This window comes from Brachybacterium sp. AOP43-C2-M15, assembly GCF_052446295.1.
Taxonomy (GTDB): Bacteria; Actinomycetota; Actinomycetes; order Actinomycetales; family Dermabacteraceae; genus Brachybacterium.
This window is the reverse complement of record NZ_JBQSWB010000012.1, coordinates 68663-86142: the sequence shown is the minus strand read 5'-3', so window position 1 is coordinate 86142 and position 17480 is coordinate 68663. Positions and strand designations below refer to the sequence as shown.

The 17480-nt window shown below is 69.2% G+C and carries 15 protein-coding genes; 5 read left to right on the top strand and 10 right to left on the bottom strand.

What is annotated here, in order from left to right:
* Positions 1 to 22: 22 nt before the first annotated feature.
* Genes ACT3SP_RS14080 through ACT3SP_RS14065 form a run of 4 tightly spaced genes read left to right on the top strand, consistent with a single transcriptional unit; the run spans position 23 to position 4680 of the window.
* On the top strand, positions 23 to 1093 hold the full coding sequence (locus ACT3SP_RS14080; RefSeq protein ID WP_444587932.1) for an autoinducer 2 ABC transporter substrate-binding protein: 1071 nt from the start codon (positions 23 to 25) through the stop codon (positions 1091 to 1093).
* On the top strand, positions 1083 to 2606 hold the full coding sequence (locus tag ACT3SP_RS14075; protein ID WP_444587931.1) for a sugar ABC transporter ATP-binding protein: 1524 nt from the start codon (positions 1083 to 1085) through the stop codon (positions 2604 to 2606). Before ACT3SP_RS14080 ends, ACT3SP_RS14075 begins: the two co-directional genes overlap by 11 nt.
* Complete coding sequence (locus tag ACT3SP_RS14070) at positions 2603 to 3643, top strand: ABC transporter permease (protein WP_444587930.1); 1041 nt, start codon at positions 2603 to 2605, stop codon at positions 3641 to 3643. The genes ACT3SP_RS14075 and ACT3SP_RS14070 overlap by 4 nt, the downstream gene beginning before the upstream one ends.
* Entirely contained in the window at positions 3640 to 4680 is a 1041-nt protein-coding gene (locus ACT3SP_RS14065) for an ABC transporter permease (RefSeq protein WP_444587929.1), read from the top strand. Before ACT3SP_RS14070 ends, ACT3SP_RS14065 begins: the two co-directional genes overlap by 4 nt.
* A 77-nt stretch (positions 4681 to 4757) precedes the next feature.
* On the opposite strand, the gene ACT3SP_RS14060 is transcribed toward ACT3SP_RS14065, so the two are convergent.
* From ACT3SP_RS14060 to ACT3SP_RS14045, 4 genes are read right to left on the bottom strand one after another with little or no spacing between them, the layout of a single operon-like run.
* Positions 4758 to 5606, bottom strand: a complete 849-nt coding sequence (locus ACT3SP_RS14060; protein WP_444587928.1) for a carbohydrate ABC transporter permease — start codon at positions 5604 to 5606, stop codon at positions 4758 to 4760.
* A complete protein-coding gene (locus ACT3SP_RS14055) occupies positions 5606 to 6568 on the bottom strand; it encodes a carbohydrate ABC transporter permease (protein WP_444587927.1) in 963 nt (320 codons plus the stop codon). Before ACT3SP_RS14055 ends, ACT3SP_RS14060 begins: the two co-directional genes overlap by 1 nt.
* A gap of 9 nt (positions 6569 to 6577) precedes the next feature.
* Positions 6578 to 7897: an extracellular solute-binding protein gene (locus ACT3SP_RS14050; RefSeq protein WP_444587926.1), complete on the bottom strand. Its 1320-nt coding sequence runs from the start codon at positions 7895 to 7897 to the stop codon at positions 6578 to 6580.
* A gap of 7 nt (positions 7898 to 7904) precedes the next feature.
* Positions 7905 to 9857 carry a glycoside hydrolase family 127 protein gene (locus tag ACT3SP_RS14045; RefSeq protein WP_444587925.1) on the bottom strand — a complete coding sequence of 651 codons (1953 nt, stop codon included), beginning with the start codon at positions 9855 to 9857 and terminating at the stop codon, positions 7905 to 7907.
* A gap of 231 nt (positions 9858 to 10088) precedes the next feature.
* On the opposite strand from ACT3SP_RS14045, the gene ACT3SP_RS14040 reads away from it, so the two are divergent.
* Positions 10089 to 11087 (top strand): LacI family DNA-binding transcriptional regulator, encoded by a 999-nt coding sequence (locus ACT3SP_RS14040; protein ID WP_444587924.1) that lies wholly within the window; start codon positions 10089 to 10091, stop codon positions 11085 to 11087.
* 85 nt (positions 11088 to 11172) lie between these two features.
* On the opposite strand, the gene ACT3SP_RS14035 is transcribed toward ACT3SP_RS14040, so the two are convergent.
* The 6 genes from ACT3SP_RS14035 to ACT3SP_RS14010 all read right to left on the bottom strand — a co-directional run bounded on the left by ACT3SP_RS14035 (position 11173) and on the right by ACT3SP_RS14010 (position 17464).
* Positions 11173 to 12141 (bottom strand): aldo/keto reductase, encoded by a 969-nt coding sequence (locus tag ACT3SP_RS14035; RefSeq protein ID WP_444587923.1) that lies wholly within the window; start codon positions 12139 to 12141, stop codon positions 11173 to 11175.
* Entirely contained in the window at positions 12138 to 12899 is a 762-nt protein-coding gene (locus ACT3SP_RS14030) for a VOC family protein (RefSeq protein WP_444587922.1), read from the bottom strand. Before ACT3SP_RS14030 ends, ACT3SP_RS14035 begins: the two co-directional genes overlap by 4 nt.
* A gap of 12 nt (positions 12900 to 12911) precedes the next feature.
* Positions 12912 to 13760 carry a carbohydrate ABC transporter permease gene (locus ACT3SP_RS14025; RefSeq protein ID WP_444587921.1) on the bottom strand — a complete coding sequence of 283 codons (849 nt, stop codon included), beginning with the start codon at positions 13758 to 13760 and terminating at the stop codon, positions 12912 to 12914.
* On the bottom strand, positions 13757 to 14722 hold the full coding sequence (locus tag ACT3SP_RS14020) for a carbohydrate ABC transporter permease (protein ID WP_444587920.1): 966 nt from the start codon (positions 14720 to 14722) through the stop codon (positions 13757 to 13759). The genes ACT3SP_RS14025 and ACT3SP_RS14020 overlap by 4 nt, the downstream gene beginning before the upstream one ends.
* Positions 14719 to 16023, bottom strand: coding sequence for an ABC transporter substrate-binding protein (locus ACT3SP_RS14015; protein ID WP_444587919.1), 1305 nt, complete (start codon positions 16021 to 16023; stop codon positions 14719 to 14721). Before ACT3SP_RS14015 ends, ACT3SP_RS14020 begins: the two co-directional genes overlap by 4 nt.
* 244 nt (positions 16024 to 16267) lie before the next feature.
* Positions 16268 to 17464, bottom strand: a complete 1197-nt coding sequence (locus ACT3SP_RS14010; protein ID WP_444587918.1) for an ROK family transcriptional regulator — start codon at positions 17462 to 17464, stop codon at positions 16268 to 16270.
* Between the last annotated feature and the right edge of the window lie 16 nt (positions 17465 to 17480).

Here is a 17480-nt window from a genome sequence, read left to right as displayed (position 1 = left end):
CATCGACACCCAGGAGGACGCCATGTCCCGCACGACTCGCCCCACACCCAGCCGACGCTCCCTGTTCTACGCCGGCTTCGGCGTCTTCGCCCTGCCGGCCGCACTCGCTGCCTGCGGGACCACGGAAGAAGGCGCAGATCCCGCCGCTCCCGTCGACGGCGAGGGCGGCGGCGGAGGTGACATGGCCGGCGCCGTGGTCACCGTCCCGAAGCTCACCGGCATCCCGTGGTTCAACCGCATGGAGGAGGGTGTCGAGCTCTATGCGGAGGACACCGGCGAGAACGCCTACTACCAGGGGTCCGCGGAGGCCGACGCCGCCGCGCAGGTGCGCGTGCTCGAGGACCTCATCGCCTCCGGTGTCACGGCCATCTGCGTGACCCCCTTCCAGCCCGACGCCGTCGAGCAGGTCCTCGCCAAGGCGATGGACTCCGACATCATCGTGATCACCCACGAGGCACCCACGATCGAGAACGCCGACTACGACGTCGAGGCCTTCAAGAACGACGAGTACGGGATCAACCTCATGGACGAGCTCGCCCAGGCCATGGGCGAGGAGGGCGAGTACGCCCAGATGGTCGGGTCGCTCTCCTCCACCACCCACATGGAATGGGTCGACGCCGCGAAGAAGCACCAGGAGGAGAACTACCCGAACATGACGCTCGTCGGGGATCGCGTCGAGACCTCGGACGACGCTCAGCGAGCCTACGAGGGCATGCAGGAGCTGCTGAGCGCCCACCCGGACCTCAAGGGCGTGCAGGGATCGGCGTCCACGGACGTCGTCGGAGTCGGTCAGGCGGTCGAGGAGGCCGGACTGCAGGACACGATCTCCGTGGTCGGCACGGCGACCCCGCAGGACACCGTGGATCTGCTCGACTCCGGGGCGATCGACGTCATCCAGTTCTGGGACCCCGGCTTCGCCGCCTACGCCCAGAACGTGATCGCGAAGCTGCTCCTGGACGGAGAGAGCGTCGAGGACGGGGCCGACCTCGGCGTCGAGGGCTACTCCGAGATCACCATCGAGGACAAGGTGGTCTACGGCGACCAGGCGTGGATCAACGTGACTGCCGAGAACTCCGGCGACTATGACTACTGACGACCCGGACGCCGTCGACCCGGACCGCGAGGATCTCGCCGTCCAGGTCGACGGCGTCACCAAGACCTTCGGCACCGTCCGTGCGCTCGACGACGTCGATCTCGCCGTGCGCCGTGGGACGATCCACGCGCTCGTCGGGGAGAACGGGTCCGGCAAGTCGACGCTCACGAAGGTCATCGCGGGTGCGCATCCGCCGGATGCGGGCACCGTCTCCCTGGGCGGCGAGCTCATCGAGGACCTCACGCCCCGCGACGCGCTGCGCCAGGGAGTGCGCGTGATCTACCAGGACTTCGCGCTCTTCCCGAACATGACGGTCGCCGACAACATCGGCTTCGACGGCGGGGTGAGACCGGCAGGCCTGGTCCCCCGCGCGCGGAATGCGCAGCGGACGCGGGAGGCGCTCGACACTCTCGGGCTGTCGATCTCGCCCTCGACCCGCCTCGGCTCGCTGTCCACGGCGGAGCGCCAGCTGGTCGCGATCGCACGCGCCGTCTCCGCAGACGGTCGCATCATCCTCATGGACGAGCCGACCGCCGCGCTCACGCAGAAGGAGATCGACGTCTTCCTCTCCACGGTGCGACATCTCGCGTGCCAGGGCCTGAGCTTCGTGTTCATCTCCCACAAGCTGCGGGAGGTCGTCGAGATCGCGGACGACGTCTCGATCATCCGCGACGGACGGATCGTGGCCGGCGGCCGCGCCGCCGACTTCGACCAGGAGCGCATCTCGACGCTGATGACCGGCGGCGCGGTCTCCAACGTCCGCCGCGACGCGGCATGGGACCCCTCGGAGCGCCCGCTGCTCGCCGCGCGCGGTCTGCGCCTGGGGTCCGTGTTCGCCGACATCGACCTGGAGGTGCATCCAGGACGCGTCACGGGACTGTCCGGCCTGGTCGGCTGCGGGAAGATCGAGATCGGCCTGGCTCTCGCGGGTCTGATCCCGATCGACCGCGGCCGGATCGAGCTCGACGGAACGGTGCTGCGCGACCCCCGTTCTGAGCCGTCGATCCAGTACGTGCCCGACGACCGCCTGACGGAAGGGCTGATGCTCGACTGGTCCATCGCCGACAACATCGCCGTGAACTCGCTCGACCAGACCGCCGGTCGCGGAGGGCTCCAGTCGGTGGCCAAGCTCGGTGACCTCGGCCGTCTCTGGCGCAAGCGGCTTCGGATCAAGACGCCCACGGTCGCCGCACCGGTCTCGGCGCTCTCGGGCGGGAACCAGCAGCGGGTCCTGCTGTCGCGGACGCTCGCCCCCGGCCCCCGCGTGCTGATCCTCAACAACCCGACAGTCGGCGTGGACGTCGGCTCCCGCGCCGAGATCCACGACCTCGTCCGCTCCGTCGCGGACGACGGCACTGCGGTGCTGCTGATCTCCGACGAGCCCGCCGAGCTCATGAGCGTCTGTGACGACATCGCCTTCGTCGTCGACGGCCGCATCACGCAGCGGCGTGCGGCGGACCAGATCGACGAGGACGGGATCATCGACATCAACGGGCAGGAGAAGGCGGCATGAGCGCACAGACCGCCGCAGCACCCTCCCGTCAGGGCTTTCTGGGCCTCCTCCTCGAACGACGCGAGATCCTGCTGGTCACCGTCGTGATCGCGACCGTCGTCCTCTTCGCGATCGCCAATCCTTCCTTCCTCTCGCTCGCCCACCTCTTCGGTCTCGGGCGCTCCACCGTCTACCTCGGGCTCATGGCCCTCGGCGTGATGCTCGTCCTGCTGACGGGCGGGATCGACATCTCCGTCTCCGCGATCGCGGTCAGCTCCATGTACCTGACCACCGTCACGCTCATCGCCTTCGACTACCAGGGGACCTTCCTCCTGGCCGTGGCGCTGGCCGTGGCCATCGGCGCCGTGCTCGGGCTCGTCAACGGCATCCTCGTGACCTGGCTCAAGCTTCCTTCGCTGATCGTCACCATCGGCACGCTGACCCTGTACCGAGGAGCGCTGCTCGCCTTCGTGGGCACCGAGCGGTTCCGGACCCTGCCGGCGCAGATGGCGGAGTTCTCCGGCTTCGCCGTCTTCCGCACCTCCGACGGCGGCCGCCTGGTGGCCCTGCACGGTGCGGTCCTCATCCTCGTCGTCCTCGCCGTCGTCCTGGCGCTCGCCCTCAGCCGCACCTGGTGGGGCCGGTACATCTACGCGATCGGCGACAACCAGGGGGCCGCCGAGCGCATGGGCGTTCCCGTGGCCAGGATCCGGATCACCGCCTTCGTGCTCTCCGGTGCACTGGCCGGACTCGCCGGGCTGTTCTACGCCGCCATGAGCAGGACAGCCGACCCCGCCTCCTTGAACGGGGTGGAGATGATGGTGCTCGCCGCCGTGGTCCTGGGAGGCACCGCCGTCACCGGTGGCCGCGGCAGCGTGCTCGGCACCCTGCTGGGTGTCCTGCTCATCACGATCGTGGGATCCAGCCTGGTCCTGGTCGGGATCCCCACCGCCTGGCAGCAGCTGTTCATCGGCCTGTTCGTGCTCTTCGGCGTGGGAATACCTGCATTGCGGGAGAGACGGAACGAACGTCGACGAGGGATGGTGGTCTCCGAATGATCGAGGCACGTCTCGGCCCCCGCGCTCACATCGCGCTGCTCGGCGCCCTCGTCGTCGTGCTCGCCGCCTCCCTGAGCGCTCTGGCTCCGAGCACCTTCCCGACCTTGCGCAACATGCAGTCGATGATGGGCCAGATCGCGCCGCTCGCGATCCTCGCCCTGTGCATCGGCATCACCTTCCTGATAGGCGGGATCGACCTGTCGATCGTCGCCGTCGCGAACGCCGCCGCGATCACCGCGGCGTACGTGGGAGAGGCGATGGGACCCGATGCCGGCGCGGCCGGATTCCTGGCCGCCGCGGCGGCAGCCCTGGGGATCGGGCTGCTGGCCGGTCTGGTCAACGGGTTCCTGATCTCCACCCTGCGGGTCCATCCGATCCCGATCACGCTGGGCACGATGAGCGTGTTCATCGGCATCAGCACCGGCATCACCAACGGTGCGACCGTCTTCGGCAACGGCTACCTGAGTGGACTCAGCACCTCCACGATCGCCATGATGCCGATGACGTTCGTGATCTTCCTCGGACTGCTCGCCGTCCTCACGGTGGTCACCCTGAAGACCCGCACCGGCTTCCACATGTACGCGCTCGGCGAGTCCGACAAGGTCGCCCGCTTCGCGAGGCTGCCCGTCGGACGCACCATCCTGCTGACCTACGGCACCTCGGGAGTGCTGGCAGCCATCGCGGGCCTGATCATGTTCTCCTCGACCAACGCCGCGAACGTGTCCTTCGCGAGCTCCTATCTCATGCAGGCGATCCTCATCGCAGTCATCGCCGGGATCAATCCGTACGGCGGCGCCGGCCGCCTGTGGGCGGTCCTGCTGGGCGCCGCAGCGATGCAGATGCTGCAGACGGGGATCAACATGGCCCTGGGCAGCTGGTCCGGCTCCTCCTTCGCGTCGAACGCCATCTGGGGCGTGCTGCTCATCGCCGTGCTGGGACTCTCGAAACGGCTGTCGACGAGGAACCGACGCAGCCGGGAGGCCGAGGTGGAGGAGAAGCTCGAGGAGGCGGTGCCGGAAGGGAGCGGGACGGCCTGAGCGCGGTCAGGGTCAGGCGAGGACCTCACCTCGGCGAGGCTCCACGGAGAGCTCTCGCCGCTCGGCACGGCCCCGCCTCACCCCTTCACCGCACCCGCCGCGAGTCCCTTCACGTAGAACTTCTGCAGGCTGACGTACAGGATCACGCAGGGGATCATGGCGATCACCGCCCCGGCCACGAGCTGCCCGAAGTCCACCTCGCCGTAGGTGCCCACCTGGATGTTGAGCAGCGCGATGGGCAGCGTGAAGTACTTCTCGGTGGTGAGGAAGGTGAGCGCCCCGAGGAACTCCGTCCAGGAGGTGAGGAAGGCGTACAGCGCCGCGCTCGCGAACCCGGGCAGGATCAACGGCCGCAGCACGCTGACGAGCATCCGTCCCGTCCCGACCCCGTCGACGATCGCGGAGTCCTCGAGAGCCTGCGGGATCGTGTCGAACGTGTTCTTCATCAGGAAGATCCCGAACGGCAGAGCGAAGTTCGAGTAGAACAGGATCAGCCCCAGCAGCGAATCGGTGAGGCCGACGGCGTTCATCTGCAGGTACAGCGGCGTGAGGATCGCCTGGAACGGCACCATCATCGACAGCAGGATCAGGCTGAACGCGAGCCGCGAACCGCGGAAGCGGAACTTGGAGAATCCGTACCCGGCCAGGGTCGCCACGAGCGCGGTGAGCGCAGCGGTGGACAGCGAGACGATGATGCTGTTCAGCACCGGTCGCCACATCGTCGACTCGGAGAAGAACACGGCGAAGTTCTCGGCGGTGAGGTCGAAGGTCTCCGCGAGTCCGGGAGTCCCGAGGATCACCTCGTGCGGCTGGAACGCCCGCAGGATCGACCACAGCAGGGGCACGCTGAAGATCAGCGCGAACAGCACGCCGAGCACCGCATAGGGAATCGTCCGGGCATCGGTGCCCGTGGTCTTCCGACTCATCAGTCGTCACTCCCCTTGAGCAGAACGAACTGGGCGATCGTCACGAGGGCCGTGAAGACGACCAGGATCAGCGACATGGCGGTCGCAGAGCCGAGCTGGAGCTCGACGAACGCACGGTTGTAGATGTGGCCGACGATCGTGGTGGTGTCCGTGCCGGGACCGCCCTTGGTGAGGATGAAGAACTGGTTGAAGGCCAGGAACGAGCCGATCACCGAGATGATGAGGGACATGCCGATGGCCGGGCGGATGATGGGCACCGTGATCGAGAGCTCGCGGCGCAGCCAGGTCGCGCCGTCGATGTCCGCCGCTTCGTAGACGTCCTGCGGGACGCCCTGCATGGCCGACAGGAGGAGGATCATCGTCAGCCCGGGCACCGCCCAGATCACCAGTGCCGACAGGAGCACGGTGGCCAGGACCCCGTCGAGCAGCCAGGCGGTGGTCCCGTCGGAGAGGCCGAGCCCGGCGAGGATCCGGTTGAGCGCTCCGGAGTCGGGCTGCGCTTCGAGCACCAGCATGTAGCTCAGCGTCGTCAGCCCCACCACGTAGGGCGTGAAGAAGACGGTGCGCAGCACCGTCGCGCCGGGACGGTTCGCCCTGACCAGCACTGCCAGTCCGTAGCCGAGCACCAGGATGGGCACGGTCACGATCGCGGTGTAGAGGACGGTGTAGCGCAGCGCCTTCCACATGCCGGGGTCGGCCAGCGCGAGCCGATAGTTCTCCAGCCCCACGAACCGGTAGTCACCGATCAGCGGCCAGTTCGTGAACGAGATGTAGGCGGCGAAGACGATGGGGATCAGCGCGAAGAACGCCACCAGCGCCATGGCCGGGGAGATCAGCAGGATCCCCGTGACGGGTCGGTGGGTCAGGGAGACGGGTCGGCGTCCCGGCGGCGTGCGGGCGCCGTCCCGGACCGGGCCGGCCGCCAGCGGGTCCGAGCGGGCGCCTGCGTCGAGTGCGGACATGGCGTACTCCTAGAGCTGTGTCTGGCTGAGGATGCGGTCGAACTCGTCCTGGGCCTGGGTCATCGCGCCCGCGGTGTCACCGTCGAACACCGCCTGACGGATCATCTGCAGCCAGGGTCCGGCCTGCTGGTTGTACAGCAGGTTGTAGGCCAGGGTGGTGGGGACGTACCCCTCGTCGAGGTTCTCGACCGGCACGGCGGCCTGCTCGTAGGCGGCGGTGAACTCGGCATCGGCGCTGTCGGACCGGATCGGCATGTATCCGCTCTCCGGCATGGACTTCTGCACCTCGAGCTCGAGGGTGTAGCGCATGAACGCCCACGCCCCCTCGGCATTGGGGGCACCATTGACGATGCACAGGTTGTCCCCGCCCGAGAACGTCGCGGCACCTCCGTCGGGCCCTGTCAGCAGCACGTTCTGGGAGAGCGGCCGGAAGGCGTCGTCGGCCTCCTGGACGGCGCTGCCGTAGTTCCCGGGGAAGAACGCGACCTCGCCGGAGCGGTAGTCGTGCCCCCACTGCGCCCCGTCCTCGACGAAGGTGCGCTGCGGAACCAGCTGGTCCACCCACAGCTGGCGGTGGAACTCGAGCACCGCTTCGACCACGTCGTTGCCGACGATGTTGCCTTCCTGCGCGCCCAGCTCGCCGCGGATCAGGTCGGTGCCGGCGGCCCAGATCATCGGTTGGATCGTGAAGCCCATGGCGCCCGACGCGTTGCCGGGGAACGTCCACGCATGCACGTCCGGCAGCGCCTTCTTGACGCTCTGGCAGGCGTCCATCAGCGCAGGCAGGCTCCGGGCCGCTTCCGCGAGGTCGATGTCCGCCCGGGCCAGCAGGTCGGTGTTCGCGAAGAGCGTCGAGTAGTCGCCCAGGAACGGCGCGCCGTAGATGCGGTCCTCGTGCGTGAGCAGGCCGACGTGCCCGGCGGAGAGCGTGTCGAGGAACGGCAGCTGCGAGATCAGGTCCGTGACGTCGGCGAACGCGTCGCGCACGTAGAACAGGGGGCAGTTGATCAGGTCGAAGTCGACCATGTCCGGTACCGAGCCGCCGCGTATCGAGGTGGCGAGCTTCGTGACGTACTGGGCGTCCGGAACCGGCACCACCACCACCTCGAGCTCCGAGCTCTGCGCGTTGAACGAGGCCGCGACGTCCTGCATGGCCACCTGCGTCGCGGCGCGGCACCAGACGGTGACCGTGCCGCTCGCCTCCTCCCCGAACCCCGGCGAGGACGTGTCCGTGGGGGCGAGGCCGCCGCTGCATCCGGACAGCGGGACCGCGGCCGCTCCGGCGGCGACCGCGGCCGCCCCGGTGAGGAGCTCTCGTCGTGACAGCATCACCGGATCACTGGTCTCCCACAGGAAGCCATACCCGCATCGGGGCGACGGTGCGGTTGCCCCACGCGTAGTACGGGATGGCCGTCCACGTCGTCGGCGTGTGCGTGACGGCCGCGTCGTCCGTGCCGTGCACGGGGTAGGGCCACGCCGACGCGACGTCGGAGACGGTCACGATGCTCCCCTGCACGGCCAGGGGCACGGCGCCGTCGAGCTCCGCGATCGGGTCCCCGGCAGCGGGTGTGCTGGTCGCGTCGACGCAGGCGTCGTCGACGGTCGCGCCGGTGGCCTGGTCCTCGTTCTCGAGGGCGTAGACCAGCGGGCCCCGCTCCAGCGCCACGCTCCCCCGGGATGCGTCGATGCGGTGATGCGCGGTGACGAACCTCGGTGTCATCTCGAGCGCCAGCTCGAGCACATCGCCCGGCTGGAAGGTCTCGGTGATCTCGGCGTAGCCGGCGTCGGCGGCGAGGTCGACGTCCTGGCCGCGGACGGCGAGCCGGGCCGCGCCGCGGGACCACGCGGGGATCCGCACCGCGAGGGTGCGGGGCGTCGAGGGTGCGGCGTCGATCGTGATCGTCACTCGCCCCTGCCACGGGAACTCGGTGGCGACGGTGACCTGCAGACGATCCGCGCCCTCCCCTGCCTGCCAGGTGCCCGGAGCGAACTGGTGGATCTGCAGACCGGTCGCGTTCGACGTCGCCGCGAGATGGTCGAGGCTCGCGACGGTGCGCATGATGTTGGGCGGGCAGCAGGCGCAGTCGAACCAGCCGCGGCGCCCGTGCGCGATCGAGCGGCCCTCGTCGGCGAGCGCGCCCTCCCGCAGCTGCAGGGAGTTGACGTAGAAGTACTCCGTGCCGGCGAGGGACACGCCGGGCAGGAAGGCGTTGAACAGCAGACGCTCGATGGCATCGGCGTACTCGGCCTTCCCCGTCGCCAGCAGCAGTCGCCAGGCCCACTGCACCGCGCCGATGGCGGCGCAGGTCTCCGCGTAGCCGCGGTCCGTCGTCATCTCGAAGGGGTCCCCGAAGGCCTCCCAGTCCCAGCGGGTGCCCATGCCTCCGGTGACGTACGTCTTGGAGGCGAGCAGATCGGCGAAGACGCTCTCGCACCGGGACAGCAGCTCGGTGTCGCCGTCCTCCATCGCCACGTCCGTCGCTCCTGCGAAGAGGTACAGCGCACGCACCGCATGCCCCTCCACCGAGGTGGTCTCGCGCACCGGGACCCGCGCGGAGAAGTATCCGGGACCCGGCCTGGCGGCGGGGAAGGACTCCCCGTCCCCGCCGCGGACGTCCAGGAAGAACCGCGCGAGGTCGAGGACGTCCTCTCGCCCGGTGAGCCGGTACAGCTCCACGAGCGCCATCTCGATCACCGGATGCCCGTCGGTGGACTCGAGGGCTCCAGGGCCGAACACGCCACGCAGGTGGTCGACGATGCGCAGCGAGACGTCGAGCAGCTGGTCGTCCCCGGCGCTGCGCGAAGCGGCGACGGCCGCCTGCAGGAGGTGGCCGTAGCAGTAGAGCTCGTGGTTCCAGGCGAGGTGCGAGTACCTCTCCTCGGGGGTGTGGCGCAGGCTGTGCACCGTGTTGAGGTAGCCGTCCGACTGCTGCGCCGAGGCGATCAGGTCCGCGACCTCCCGCAGCATCGCCCGCAGGTCCGCGGACTCGGACCGGCCGAGCTCGTACGCGACGGCCTCGACCCACTTGTAGACGTCAGAGTCCTGGAAGATCATCCCCGAGGCCTCCCCCTGCTCCACCCCACTCGCGACGCGGAAATTGCGGAAAGTGCCCGACGCCTCGAGCTGCTCGTAGCCGGAGCGGAGACCCGCGATCCGGTTACGGTGCTGGCGCTCTCCCCAGAAGCCTCCGTCGATCTGGGCATGTCCTGGCTGGAGCGGACGCAGCGCGGCATGCGCGCGATCGCTGGGGATGGCGGGGGCAGCGAGACGGGACAGGGTCTTGGTCATGGAACACCTCACGTGATGCATCGTTGCGGAAACCACGGAAACCGGTTGATGGCATAATGCTGGCACGGATCACACAGCACGACAAGACCCGGGATCACGACGAGCGACACCGAGGGGCGCTCCCCCTCGGCGCCGCACGTCGGCGTCGCACGCCGGTGTCGCACGCAAGTGCCTCGGCGTCGTGCACGAGAGAAGGAGCTGTCACGTGCGATCATCCGAGGGAGGTCTCCGATGAAGAACAACCGAGGGACGGCGCCCCGCATCGCCGACGTCGCCGCGCTGGCGGGCGTCTCCGTCAGCACCGCCTCGAAGGCGATGAACGACACCGGGCAGCTGCGCGAGGCGACGCGCGCCCGGGTCAAGGAGGCGGCCGAGCGCCTCGGCTTCGTCCCCGACCTCGCGGCACGCAGCCTCACCAGCAAGCGCACCTACACGGTCGGGCTGCTCACCACCGACACCTTCGGCCGCTTCTCGATGCCGCTGCTCATGGGCATGGAGGATGCGCTCGCCGCGGGGCGGATGGCGATCATCCTGTGCGACACCCGCGACGACGTCGTGAGGGAACAGCACTATCTCCAGTCACTGCGCGAACGGCGCGTGGACGGGATCGTGGTGACCGGTCGGCTGACGGATCCGCGGCCGTCGATCGGGCTGCCGGTGCCCACCGTCTACGCCTTCACGCCGTCGGTGGATCCGGAGGACTTCTCGGTCGCCACGGACGAGGGCAAGGGAGCAGTGCTCGCGGCCGAGCACCTCCTCTCGATGGGCGCAGAGCGGATCGTCCACATCACCGGACCGGAGCGGCACCATTCGGCGGCCACGCGAGCGGCCGCCGTCTCGCAGTTCCTGGACGGACGACTCGTCGTCCCGCCGCTGTTCGGCCACTGGTCCGAGGAGTGGGGACGACAGGCCGTGGACATGGTGCTCGCCTCGAACGGCGACATCGACGGCTTCTCCTGCGGCTCCGATCAGATCGCCCGCGGCGTGACCGACCGCCTGCGCGAGAAGGGCATCGAGGTGCCGGGAGCCGTCCGCGTCACCGGCTTCGACAACTGGGAGGTCATGGCGCTGGCGTCGCGGCCTTCACTGACCACGGTCGACATCGGTCTGGCGGAGATCGGCCGTCTCGCCGGCGAGACCCTCCTCGCGCTCGTCGAAGGGAAGGAGCGTCCGCCCCGCCGTCAGATGGTGACCCCTCGCCTGGTGGTGCGCAGCTCCACGCTCGGCTGAGGCGCGGGGAGCGCGCACCCGACCTGCCGACCGAGCGCAGCGAGACCGAGCACAGCGGGGCCGAGCACAGCGGGGCCGAGCACAGCTAGTGCAGCCAGAGTTCCTCCGCGGGGACGAGCTCCTCGATCCGTTCCCACAGGCGCTGCGGCACCTCGGTGCTCAGCGCCTCGAGGGTCTGGGGGATGCGCTCCGCCCGGCTGAAGCCGACGGCCGTCGAGGCGATGCGCGGGTCCCGCAGGGAGAACTGGATCGCGAGCGTGGACAGGGGGATCCCCTCCGCGACCGCGGCCTCCTCCATCCGTCGAGCGGCCTCGAGCACACCGGGCTCGATGGGAAGGTAGCCGTAGAGCGTGTGGTCCTGCTGCGGGCGGGAGAGCACCCCGGCACCGAGCACCGCCGCGTTGACGATCCCGACGCCCTCGGCCGCGGCACGGTCGTACAGCGCATCGGCGCTGCGATCGACGAGCGTGTACCGCGAGTGCATCAGCAGCACCTCGAACTCCCCGGTGTCCAGGAATCGGTGCGCCTGCTCGATGCTCCCGGTGGCGATCCCCAGATGGTCGGCGCGCCCCTCCTCCCGGGCCTGGATCATCGCGTCCACCGCGCCGCCGGGGGCGAAGAAGTCCACGTCCGGGTAGTACTCGGGGTCGTGCAGGTGGAGGACCGGGAAGCCGTCCATGCCGAGTCGTCCGGCCGACTCCTCGATCGACTCGCGCACCCGACGTCCCGAGAAGTCCCCGCCTCGTCCGTCGGTCTTGGTGGCGATGACGAAGCCCTCGGGGGCGTTGCCCCGCGCGCGGAGGGCAGCGCCGATGCGCCGCTCGCTCTCACCGCCGGAGTATCCGTTCGAGGTGTCGAGGAAGGAGATGGGCGACTCGAACAGCCTCGCGAGCAGGGAGCTCGCAGCGTCCTCGGAGACCTCGTATCCGAAGATCTGCGGCACGGAGCCGAGCACGCCGCCCCCGGCGCAGACCGCGGAGACCTGCAGCCCGGTGCGGCCGAGCGGCCTGGTCCAGCCCGGTCCCGTCGGCCGGGGGATCTCGAGGTCGTTCATCCGAGACCGTTCCTCAGGACGAGACCGTCCGGATCCAGCACCAGATCGTCGTGCTGCCCCGCTCCGCGCGGAGGCCAGGCCTCTCCCCCGCTGACCACGATGCTGTCGAAGCCCGGAGCTCCCGGAGCAGGCGCGGTCGGCGTCGTCTCCGCCTCGTAGGTGAAGATCTCGAGCACGGTGCTCCCCTGGGTGAGGAAGCGGATCCCGAAGCCGCGCGGGTCGGCGGGCTGGTCGATGCTCCCGTGATGACGGAACCCGAGGGGGGCGTAGAAGGCCTGGGTCGCCTCGAAGCTGTCGACCGTCTCGGCGACGTGGTCGAACCGCGGTCGGTCGGGGACGCCGAGTCCGTGCTCGGCATCGACGAGCTCCTGATCGACCACGTGGTGGTACTGGAGGTCGCCCTGGACGAACTCCAGCAGGGTGCCGTCCGGGTCGTAGAAGAAGGCGATGCGCACGCCCCCCTCGGCATCGATCGGGGCGAGGTGGACGGGCACGCCATCGGCCTCGACGCCGGCGAACAGGGCGTCGGTGTCGGCCACCTTGAAGCCGATGTGGCGGAATCCCCGGTGCAGGTCGTCCTTGTGCCAGGACGAGGCGACGGAGCCGTCGACGCGCTGCAGGCGGATCGTCGCGGTGACCAGGTCCAGGAGCGCGTGCTCGTGGTCCTCCTCCATCACCTGCGCCGCGAGGTGCTCGGTGTAGAAGGCGCGCGAGGCCGCGACGTCCCGGACGTTGATGGTGATCGATTCGATGCTCATGGATCCTCTTTCTCAACTCTTCACGGCGCCGAGCGTCATGCCGGCGACGAACTGTTTCTGCAGGAACACGTAGACCAGGATCACGGGGATCGCGGAGAGCGTGAGCCCTGCGCTGAGCGTGGTCCAGTCGGTGGAGTACTGGCCCTGCAGGGAGAACAGGACCGGCTGCAGCGGCAGCTTGTCCGGAGTCTGCAGGACCGTGTTGGCCATGAGGAACTCGTTCCAGGTCGCGAGGAACTGGAAGATCACCACGGTCGCGATCCCGGGCCGAGCCAGCGGCAGCACGACCCGGAGGAAGATCGTCAGCTCGCCGGCCCCGTCGACCCGCGCGGAGTGGACGAGCTCGTCCGGCAGGGACTCGAAGAAGGCGCGCATCAGGAACATGGAGAACGGCGCGGCACCCGAGGCGTAGACGATGATCAGCCCCAGCTGGCTGTCCAGCAGGCCGAAGGAGCGCAGCTGCAGGTAGACCGGGATGATCAGCGCCGTCCCGGGCATCATCAGCGTCGACAGCAGCACGATGTACAGCGCGTTCTTGAAGGGGAACCGGAGCTTCGCGAAGGCGTATCCGCACAGGGTCGACAGCACGAGGACGACCGCGCAGGTCACCGTGGTCATCCAGATCGAGTTCCAGTAGTGGCCGACGAATCCGGTGAACTCGAGGACCCTGGCGTACGCATCGAACGTGACGCTCTCGGGCAGGAAGCTCCCGCCGAACACGGAGTTCGACTCCCGGATCGAGGTGAGGATCATCCAGACGAACGGATAGACCGTGGCGATGGAGATCAGCAGCAGGACGGCGCTGGTGGCGATGCTCTTCGCCCGCGCCTGCCCCGTCATCGAGGTGGTGGTCGTGCTCATCGCGAGGCCCTTCTGCTCAGCCGCATCTGGAAGAGCACCGCCGCCGTGCACAGCGCCATCACGACGACCGAGAGGGCGGAGGCGTACCCGAGCTGGGGCACCGATCCCGAGGCCGACCCGAAGGCGAGGCCGTACAGGTAGGTGCCGAGCACCTGGGTGCTGTTGTTGGGCCCACCGCCGGTCATGACATAGATCAGGTCGAACACCTTGAAGCCGTTCATCAGGTTCAGCGCGAGGACGATCGCCGTGACGAAGCGCAGGCTCGGCAGCGTGACGTGTCGGAACCGCTGGATGGTTCCGGCGCCGTCCATCATCGCGGCCTCGTTCAGCCCGGGGTCGATCCCCTGGATGCCCGCGAAGAAGATCAGCATGCTCATGCCGACTCCCTGCCAGACCGCCACCACGAGAAGAGCGGGGATCGCGGAGTTCGCCGAGCCCAGCCACGGGTGGTTGAAGCCCTCGAACCCCATCCTCTGGATCGCCGCGTTCAGCGTGCCGAAGTTCGGGTCGTAGATCAGACGCCACAGGACCCCGGAGACGACGAAGGAGACGATGCCGGGCATGAACAGCGCCGTGCGCACGACCACCGAGACGGGCCCCGGCACGGTGGCGACCATCGCCGCGATCACCAGGGGGATCGCGGTCTGCAGGACGGTGGTCGCCAGCGCCCAGACGATGGTCAGCGTCAGGGCGCGCTGGGCGACCGGGTCCCCTGCCGCTCGGAGGTAGTTGTCGAGGCCGACGAAGTCCGCCTCCCCGAAGCCGCTCCATTCGGTGGCGCTCAGGGAGAAGGTCCGGAGGATCGGGAAGCCGACGAACAGTGCGAACAGCACCAGCGTCGGGAGCACGAATCCGTAGCCGGCCAGCATCTCCTTGCGACGGATCGGCGGGACCCCGCGTCGGCGCCGCGCGGGTGCCGGGGGCGACGTCGAGGTGTGCGGGCGCAGCACGGTCGGTGTCATGAGCTGGAGCCTCGGGCGTTCTCGACGGCGTCCTGCATCTCCTGGGCGACCTGCTCGGGCGTGCCGGAGCCGTCGAGGATGTTCGAGAGCGGCCCACCGGCCTCCGAGGACCCGGGGCCGAACGGGATGTGCGGGCACCCGTCGCCATCGAGCAGCCACGAGGTCATCTGCTTCATGATCGGGTTCTCGATCGTCTCCGCGGCGGCCTTGGTCGCCGGCATCGAGTCCGATTCGTTCATGAGCGTCGAGTACTGCTCGTCGGAGTACAGGAACTGGAGGAACTCGAGCGTGGCGTCCTGGTTCCTCTCCTCCGAGGTGACCGCCCATCCGGCGCCGGCCTGGTTCGCGGTCCAATGCCGCTGGCCGCTGCTGATCGCGGGGGTCCTCATGACCCTGTAGGACTCCACGAACTCCGGATCGGCGTCCTGCCCGAGGCCCTGGGGCGTCCATGACCCGCTGAAGAGCATGGCGGACCGTCCCGTGTAGAACATCTGGGTCGCCTCGGGCCCCTGGGTCGCTCCCGCCCCGTCCTGGAAGACCTGGCCCTGGACGATCTTCTCGAAGAGCTCGAGGGCCTCCACGACCTCCGGGGAGGTGTACTCGTACCCCTCCTCGCCTTGATCGAGACCGAGATACCAGGTGGGGTCGTCCGTGACCTGGGTGATCAGCGGCAGGAAGAAGTCCAGACCGCTCGTGCCGGGGTTGAAGGAGGCGGCGAGCGGTGCGGTCCCGGCGTCCCGGAGCAGCTCCGCGGCGGCGATCAGGTCGTCCCAGGTCTCCGGCTCCCCGTCGACCCCGGCGGCCTCGAGCATCTCCGGGGCATAGAAGACGCCGAAGGTCTGGGCCATCCATCCGATGCCGTACTGCGCGCCGTCCAGCGTGTACTGGTCGTTGGCGGAGTCGAAGAACTGGTCGGTGAAGTCGGCACCGAGCGCGGACTTGATGTCGAGACTGATCCCGTTCCTGCCGTACTCGAGCGCCCGCGTGTGCGGGGCGAAGATCTCCGGGAGGTCGCCGCCCGAGACAGCCGCCTGGAGCGCCGGCAGGTACTGGTCGGGGCTGCCGAAGAGACGGTTGGTGACGGTGATGGAGGGGTTCTTCTCCTCGAACTCGGCGATGACCCGGGGAAGCACCTCCTCCTGCTCGTTGTACCAGGACCACATGCGGACCTCTGTCTGCCCGCTGCCGCCGCTGCCCCCGCAGGCCGCGAGGCCCGCGGCTGCGGCGGCGGCCGCCGTCGTGGTGGCGCCGTACTTCAGCGCAGTGCGCCGGGGGATGCTCGAACGAGTTGACGTGCCCATGGTGAAGCTCCTCATTGAACTGGCTGCCGAGGCAGTGGCGAACCGGGTGGACACCTTTCTAAACCTGAGTAAGTAAAAAAGTCAAGGCATGCACAGCACCGGAGGGCGGGCAGGACATGACCGGAGGGCGCCGTCCGTCTCCTCAGGGCGCGGCGGCAGTCGGCGCCGCGTCACGACCGACGAGGCGCGACGGCGCCCGGGGAGCCGCCGGAGGGAGCCGTCAGGGCAGGCGTCAGAGGGAACGTCAGAGGGAATGGGCCTCGGCGCGCAGCACGGAGGTCGCGGCGCCGAGGGCGGCGCCGTCGAGGCCCAGTCCGGACAGGCGCACGGACACCTCGTGCACGGGGCGCATGAAGAAGCTGGTCGCCAGCCTCTCCCGGATCGTCGTGGCGTAGATCTCGCCCACCAGCTCGAGGGCGGGGCCCGCGAGGACGATCTCGGCGGGGTCCAGCGTGTTGGAGAGGCCGACGACGGCCTGGGCGAGCCGCTCGGCCGCGGCGCTGACGAGCTTCACGGCGCCGTCGTCCCCGCGTGTCGCAGCGAAGGCGATCCTCTCGAAGTCCGTGCGGATGGTGTCCCGCGCCCCGGAGAGCTCGAGCCGCGCGGCGAGCGGCGCATCCGCGACCGCCGCCGCGACGAGATACTGGGGGGAGGCGACGCGCTCGAGGCACCCCCGGTTCCCGCACGAGCACTCCGGCCCGTCGGGATCGAGCGAGATGTGCCCGATCTCCCCGGCGTTCGAGGAGGCTCCGCCGTAGAGCTCGCCGTCGATCATGATCCCGGCGCCGATGCCGTTGGCCAGGTACACCGTGATGAAGTCCGAGGGCGTGTCCCGCGCGACCCAGTGCTCCGCGAGCGCCGCGCAGCCGTAGTCCTTCTCGAGCCGGGCCGGGATCGAGGTGAGCGCGGTGAACTGCTCCTGGACGTCGTAGTCCTCCCACTCGGAGGCATGGGCCGACAGGCGCAGCTGCTTCTTCTCCTCGTCGAAACGACCCGGGCTCGCCAGGCACGCGCCCGCGAGATCGGAGGGAGTGAGCCCGGCGCCGGCGATCATCTGCAGGACGGCGTTCGAGACACGCTCGGTGACGAGGTGAGGGAGGGTGCCGCGGGTCCCCGGGAGCTCTCGCGAGGCGAGGAGCGTGCCCGCGAAGTCGGTGAGCACGCACTGGACCCTGGTGTCGTCCAGCACGACGCCCACCGCATGCATCGCCGACGGAGCGAGGCGGAGCATCGTGCGGGACTTCCCGCGGCCCGAGGAGTCCTGACCGGCCTCCTCGACATACCCGGACTCGAGCAGCCGGCGCACCGTCTTGGAGATCGACGTCTCCGTGAGCCCGGTGGCGTGCGAGAGCTCCACGCGGGAGATGGGTGATCGCCGACGGACGAGGTCCAGAACGGCCATGGCCGTCTCGTTCGCCGTGCGGTGCCGCAGTGGGGTCACGTCGTTCTCCTCTGGT

What these genes read in the sequence shown, in the direction of transcription:
- ACT3SP_RS14080 (WP_444587932.1), top strand. Translation starts at nt 23, where the DNA reads ATGTCCCGCACGACTCGCCCCACACCCAGCCGACGCTCCCTGTTCTAC.
- ACT3SP_RS14075 (WP_444587931.1), top strand. Translation starts at nt 1,083, where the DNA reads ATGACTACTGACGACCCGGACGCCGTCGACCCGGACCGCGAGGATCTC.
- ACT3SP_RS14070 (WP_444587930.1), top strand. Translation starts at nt 2,603, where the DNA reads ATGAGCGCACAGACCGCCGCAGCACCCTCCCGTCAGGGCTTTCTGGGC.
- ACT3SP_RS14065 (WP_444587929.1), top strand. Translation starts at nt 3,640, where the DNA reads ATGATCGAGGCACGTCTCGGCCCCCGCGCTCACATCGCGCTGCTCGGC.
- ACT3SP_RS14060 (WP_444587928.1), bottom strand. Translation starts at nt 5,606, where the DNA reads ATGAGTCGGAAGACCACGGGCACCGATGCCCGGACGATTCCCTATGCG.
- ACT3SP_RS14055 (WP_444587927.1), bottom strand. Translation starts at nt 6,568, where the DNA reads ATGTCCGCACTCGACGCAGGCGCCCGCTCGGACCCGCTGGCGGCCGGC.
- ACT3SP_RS14050 (WP_444587926.1), bottom strand. Translation starts at nt 7,897, where the DNA reads ATGCTGTCACGACGAGAGCTCCTCACCGGGGCGGCCGCGGTCGCCGCC.
- ACT3SP_RS14045 (WP_444587925.1), bottom strand. Translation starts at nt 9,857, where the DNA reads ATGACCAAGACCCTGTCCCGTCTCGCTGCCCCCGCCATCCCCAGCGAT.
- ACT3SP_RS14040 (WP_444587924.1), top strand. Translation starts at nt 10,089, where the DNA reads ATGAAGAACAACCGAGGGACGGCGCCCCGCATCGCCGACGTCGCCGCG.
- ACT3SP_RS14035 (WP_444587923.1), bottom strand. Translation starts at nt 12,141, where the DNA reads ATGAACGACCTCGAGATCCCCCGGCCGACGGGACCGGGCTGGACCAGG.
- ACT3SP_RS14030 (WP_444587922.1), bottom strand. Translation starts at nt 12,899, where the DNA reads ATGAGCATCGAATCGATCACCATCAACGTCCGGGACGTCGCGGCCTCG.
- ACT3SP_RS14025 (WP_444587921.1), bottom strand. Translation starts at nt 13,760, where the DNA reads ATGAGCACGACCACCACCTCGATGACGGGGCAGGCGCGGGCGAAGAGC.
- ACT3SP_RS14020 (WP_444587920.1), bottom strand. Translation starts at nt 14,722, where the DNA reads ATGACACCGACCGTGCTGCGCCCGCACACCTCGACGTCGCCCCCGGCA.
- ACT3SP_RS14015 (WP_444587919.1), bottom strand. Translation starts at nt 16,023, where the DNA reads ATGGGCACGTCAACTCGTTCGAGCATCCCCCGGCGCACTGCGCTGAAG.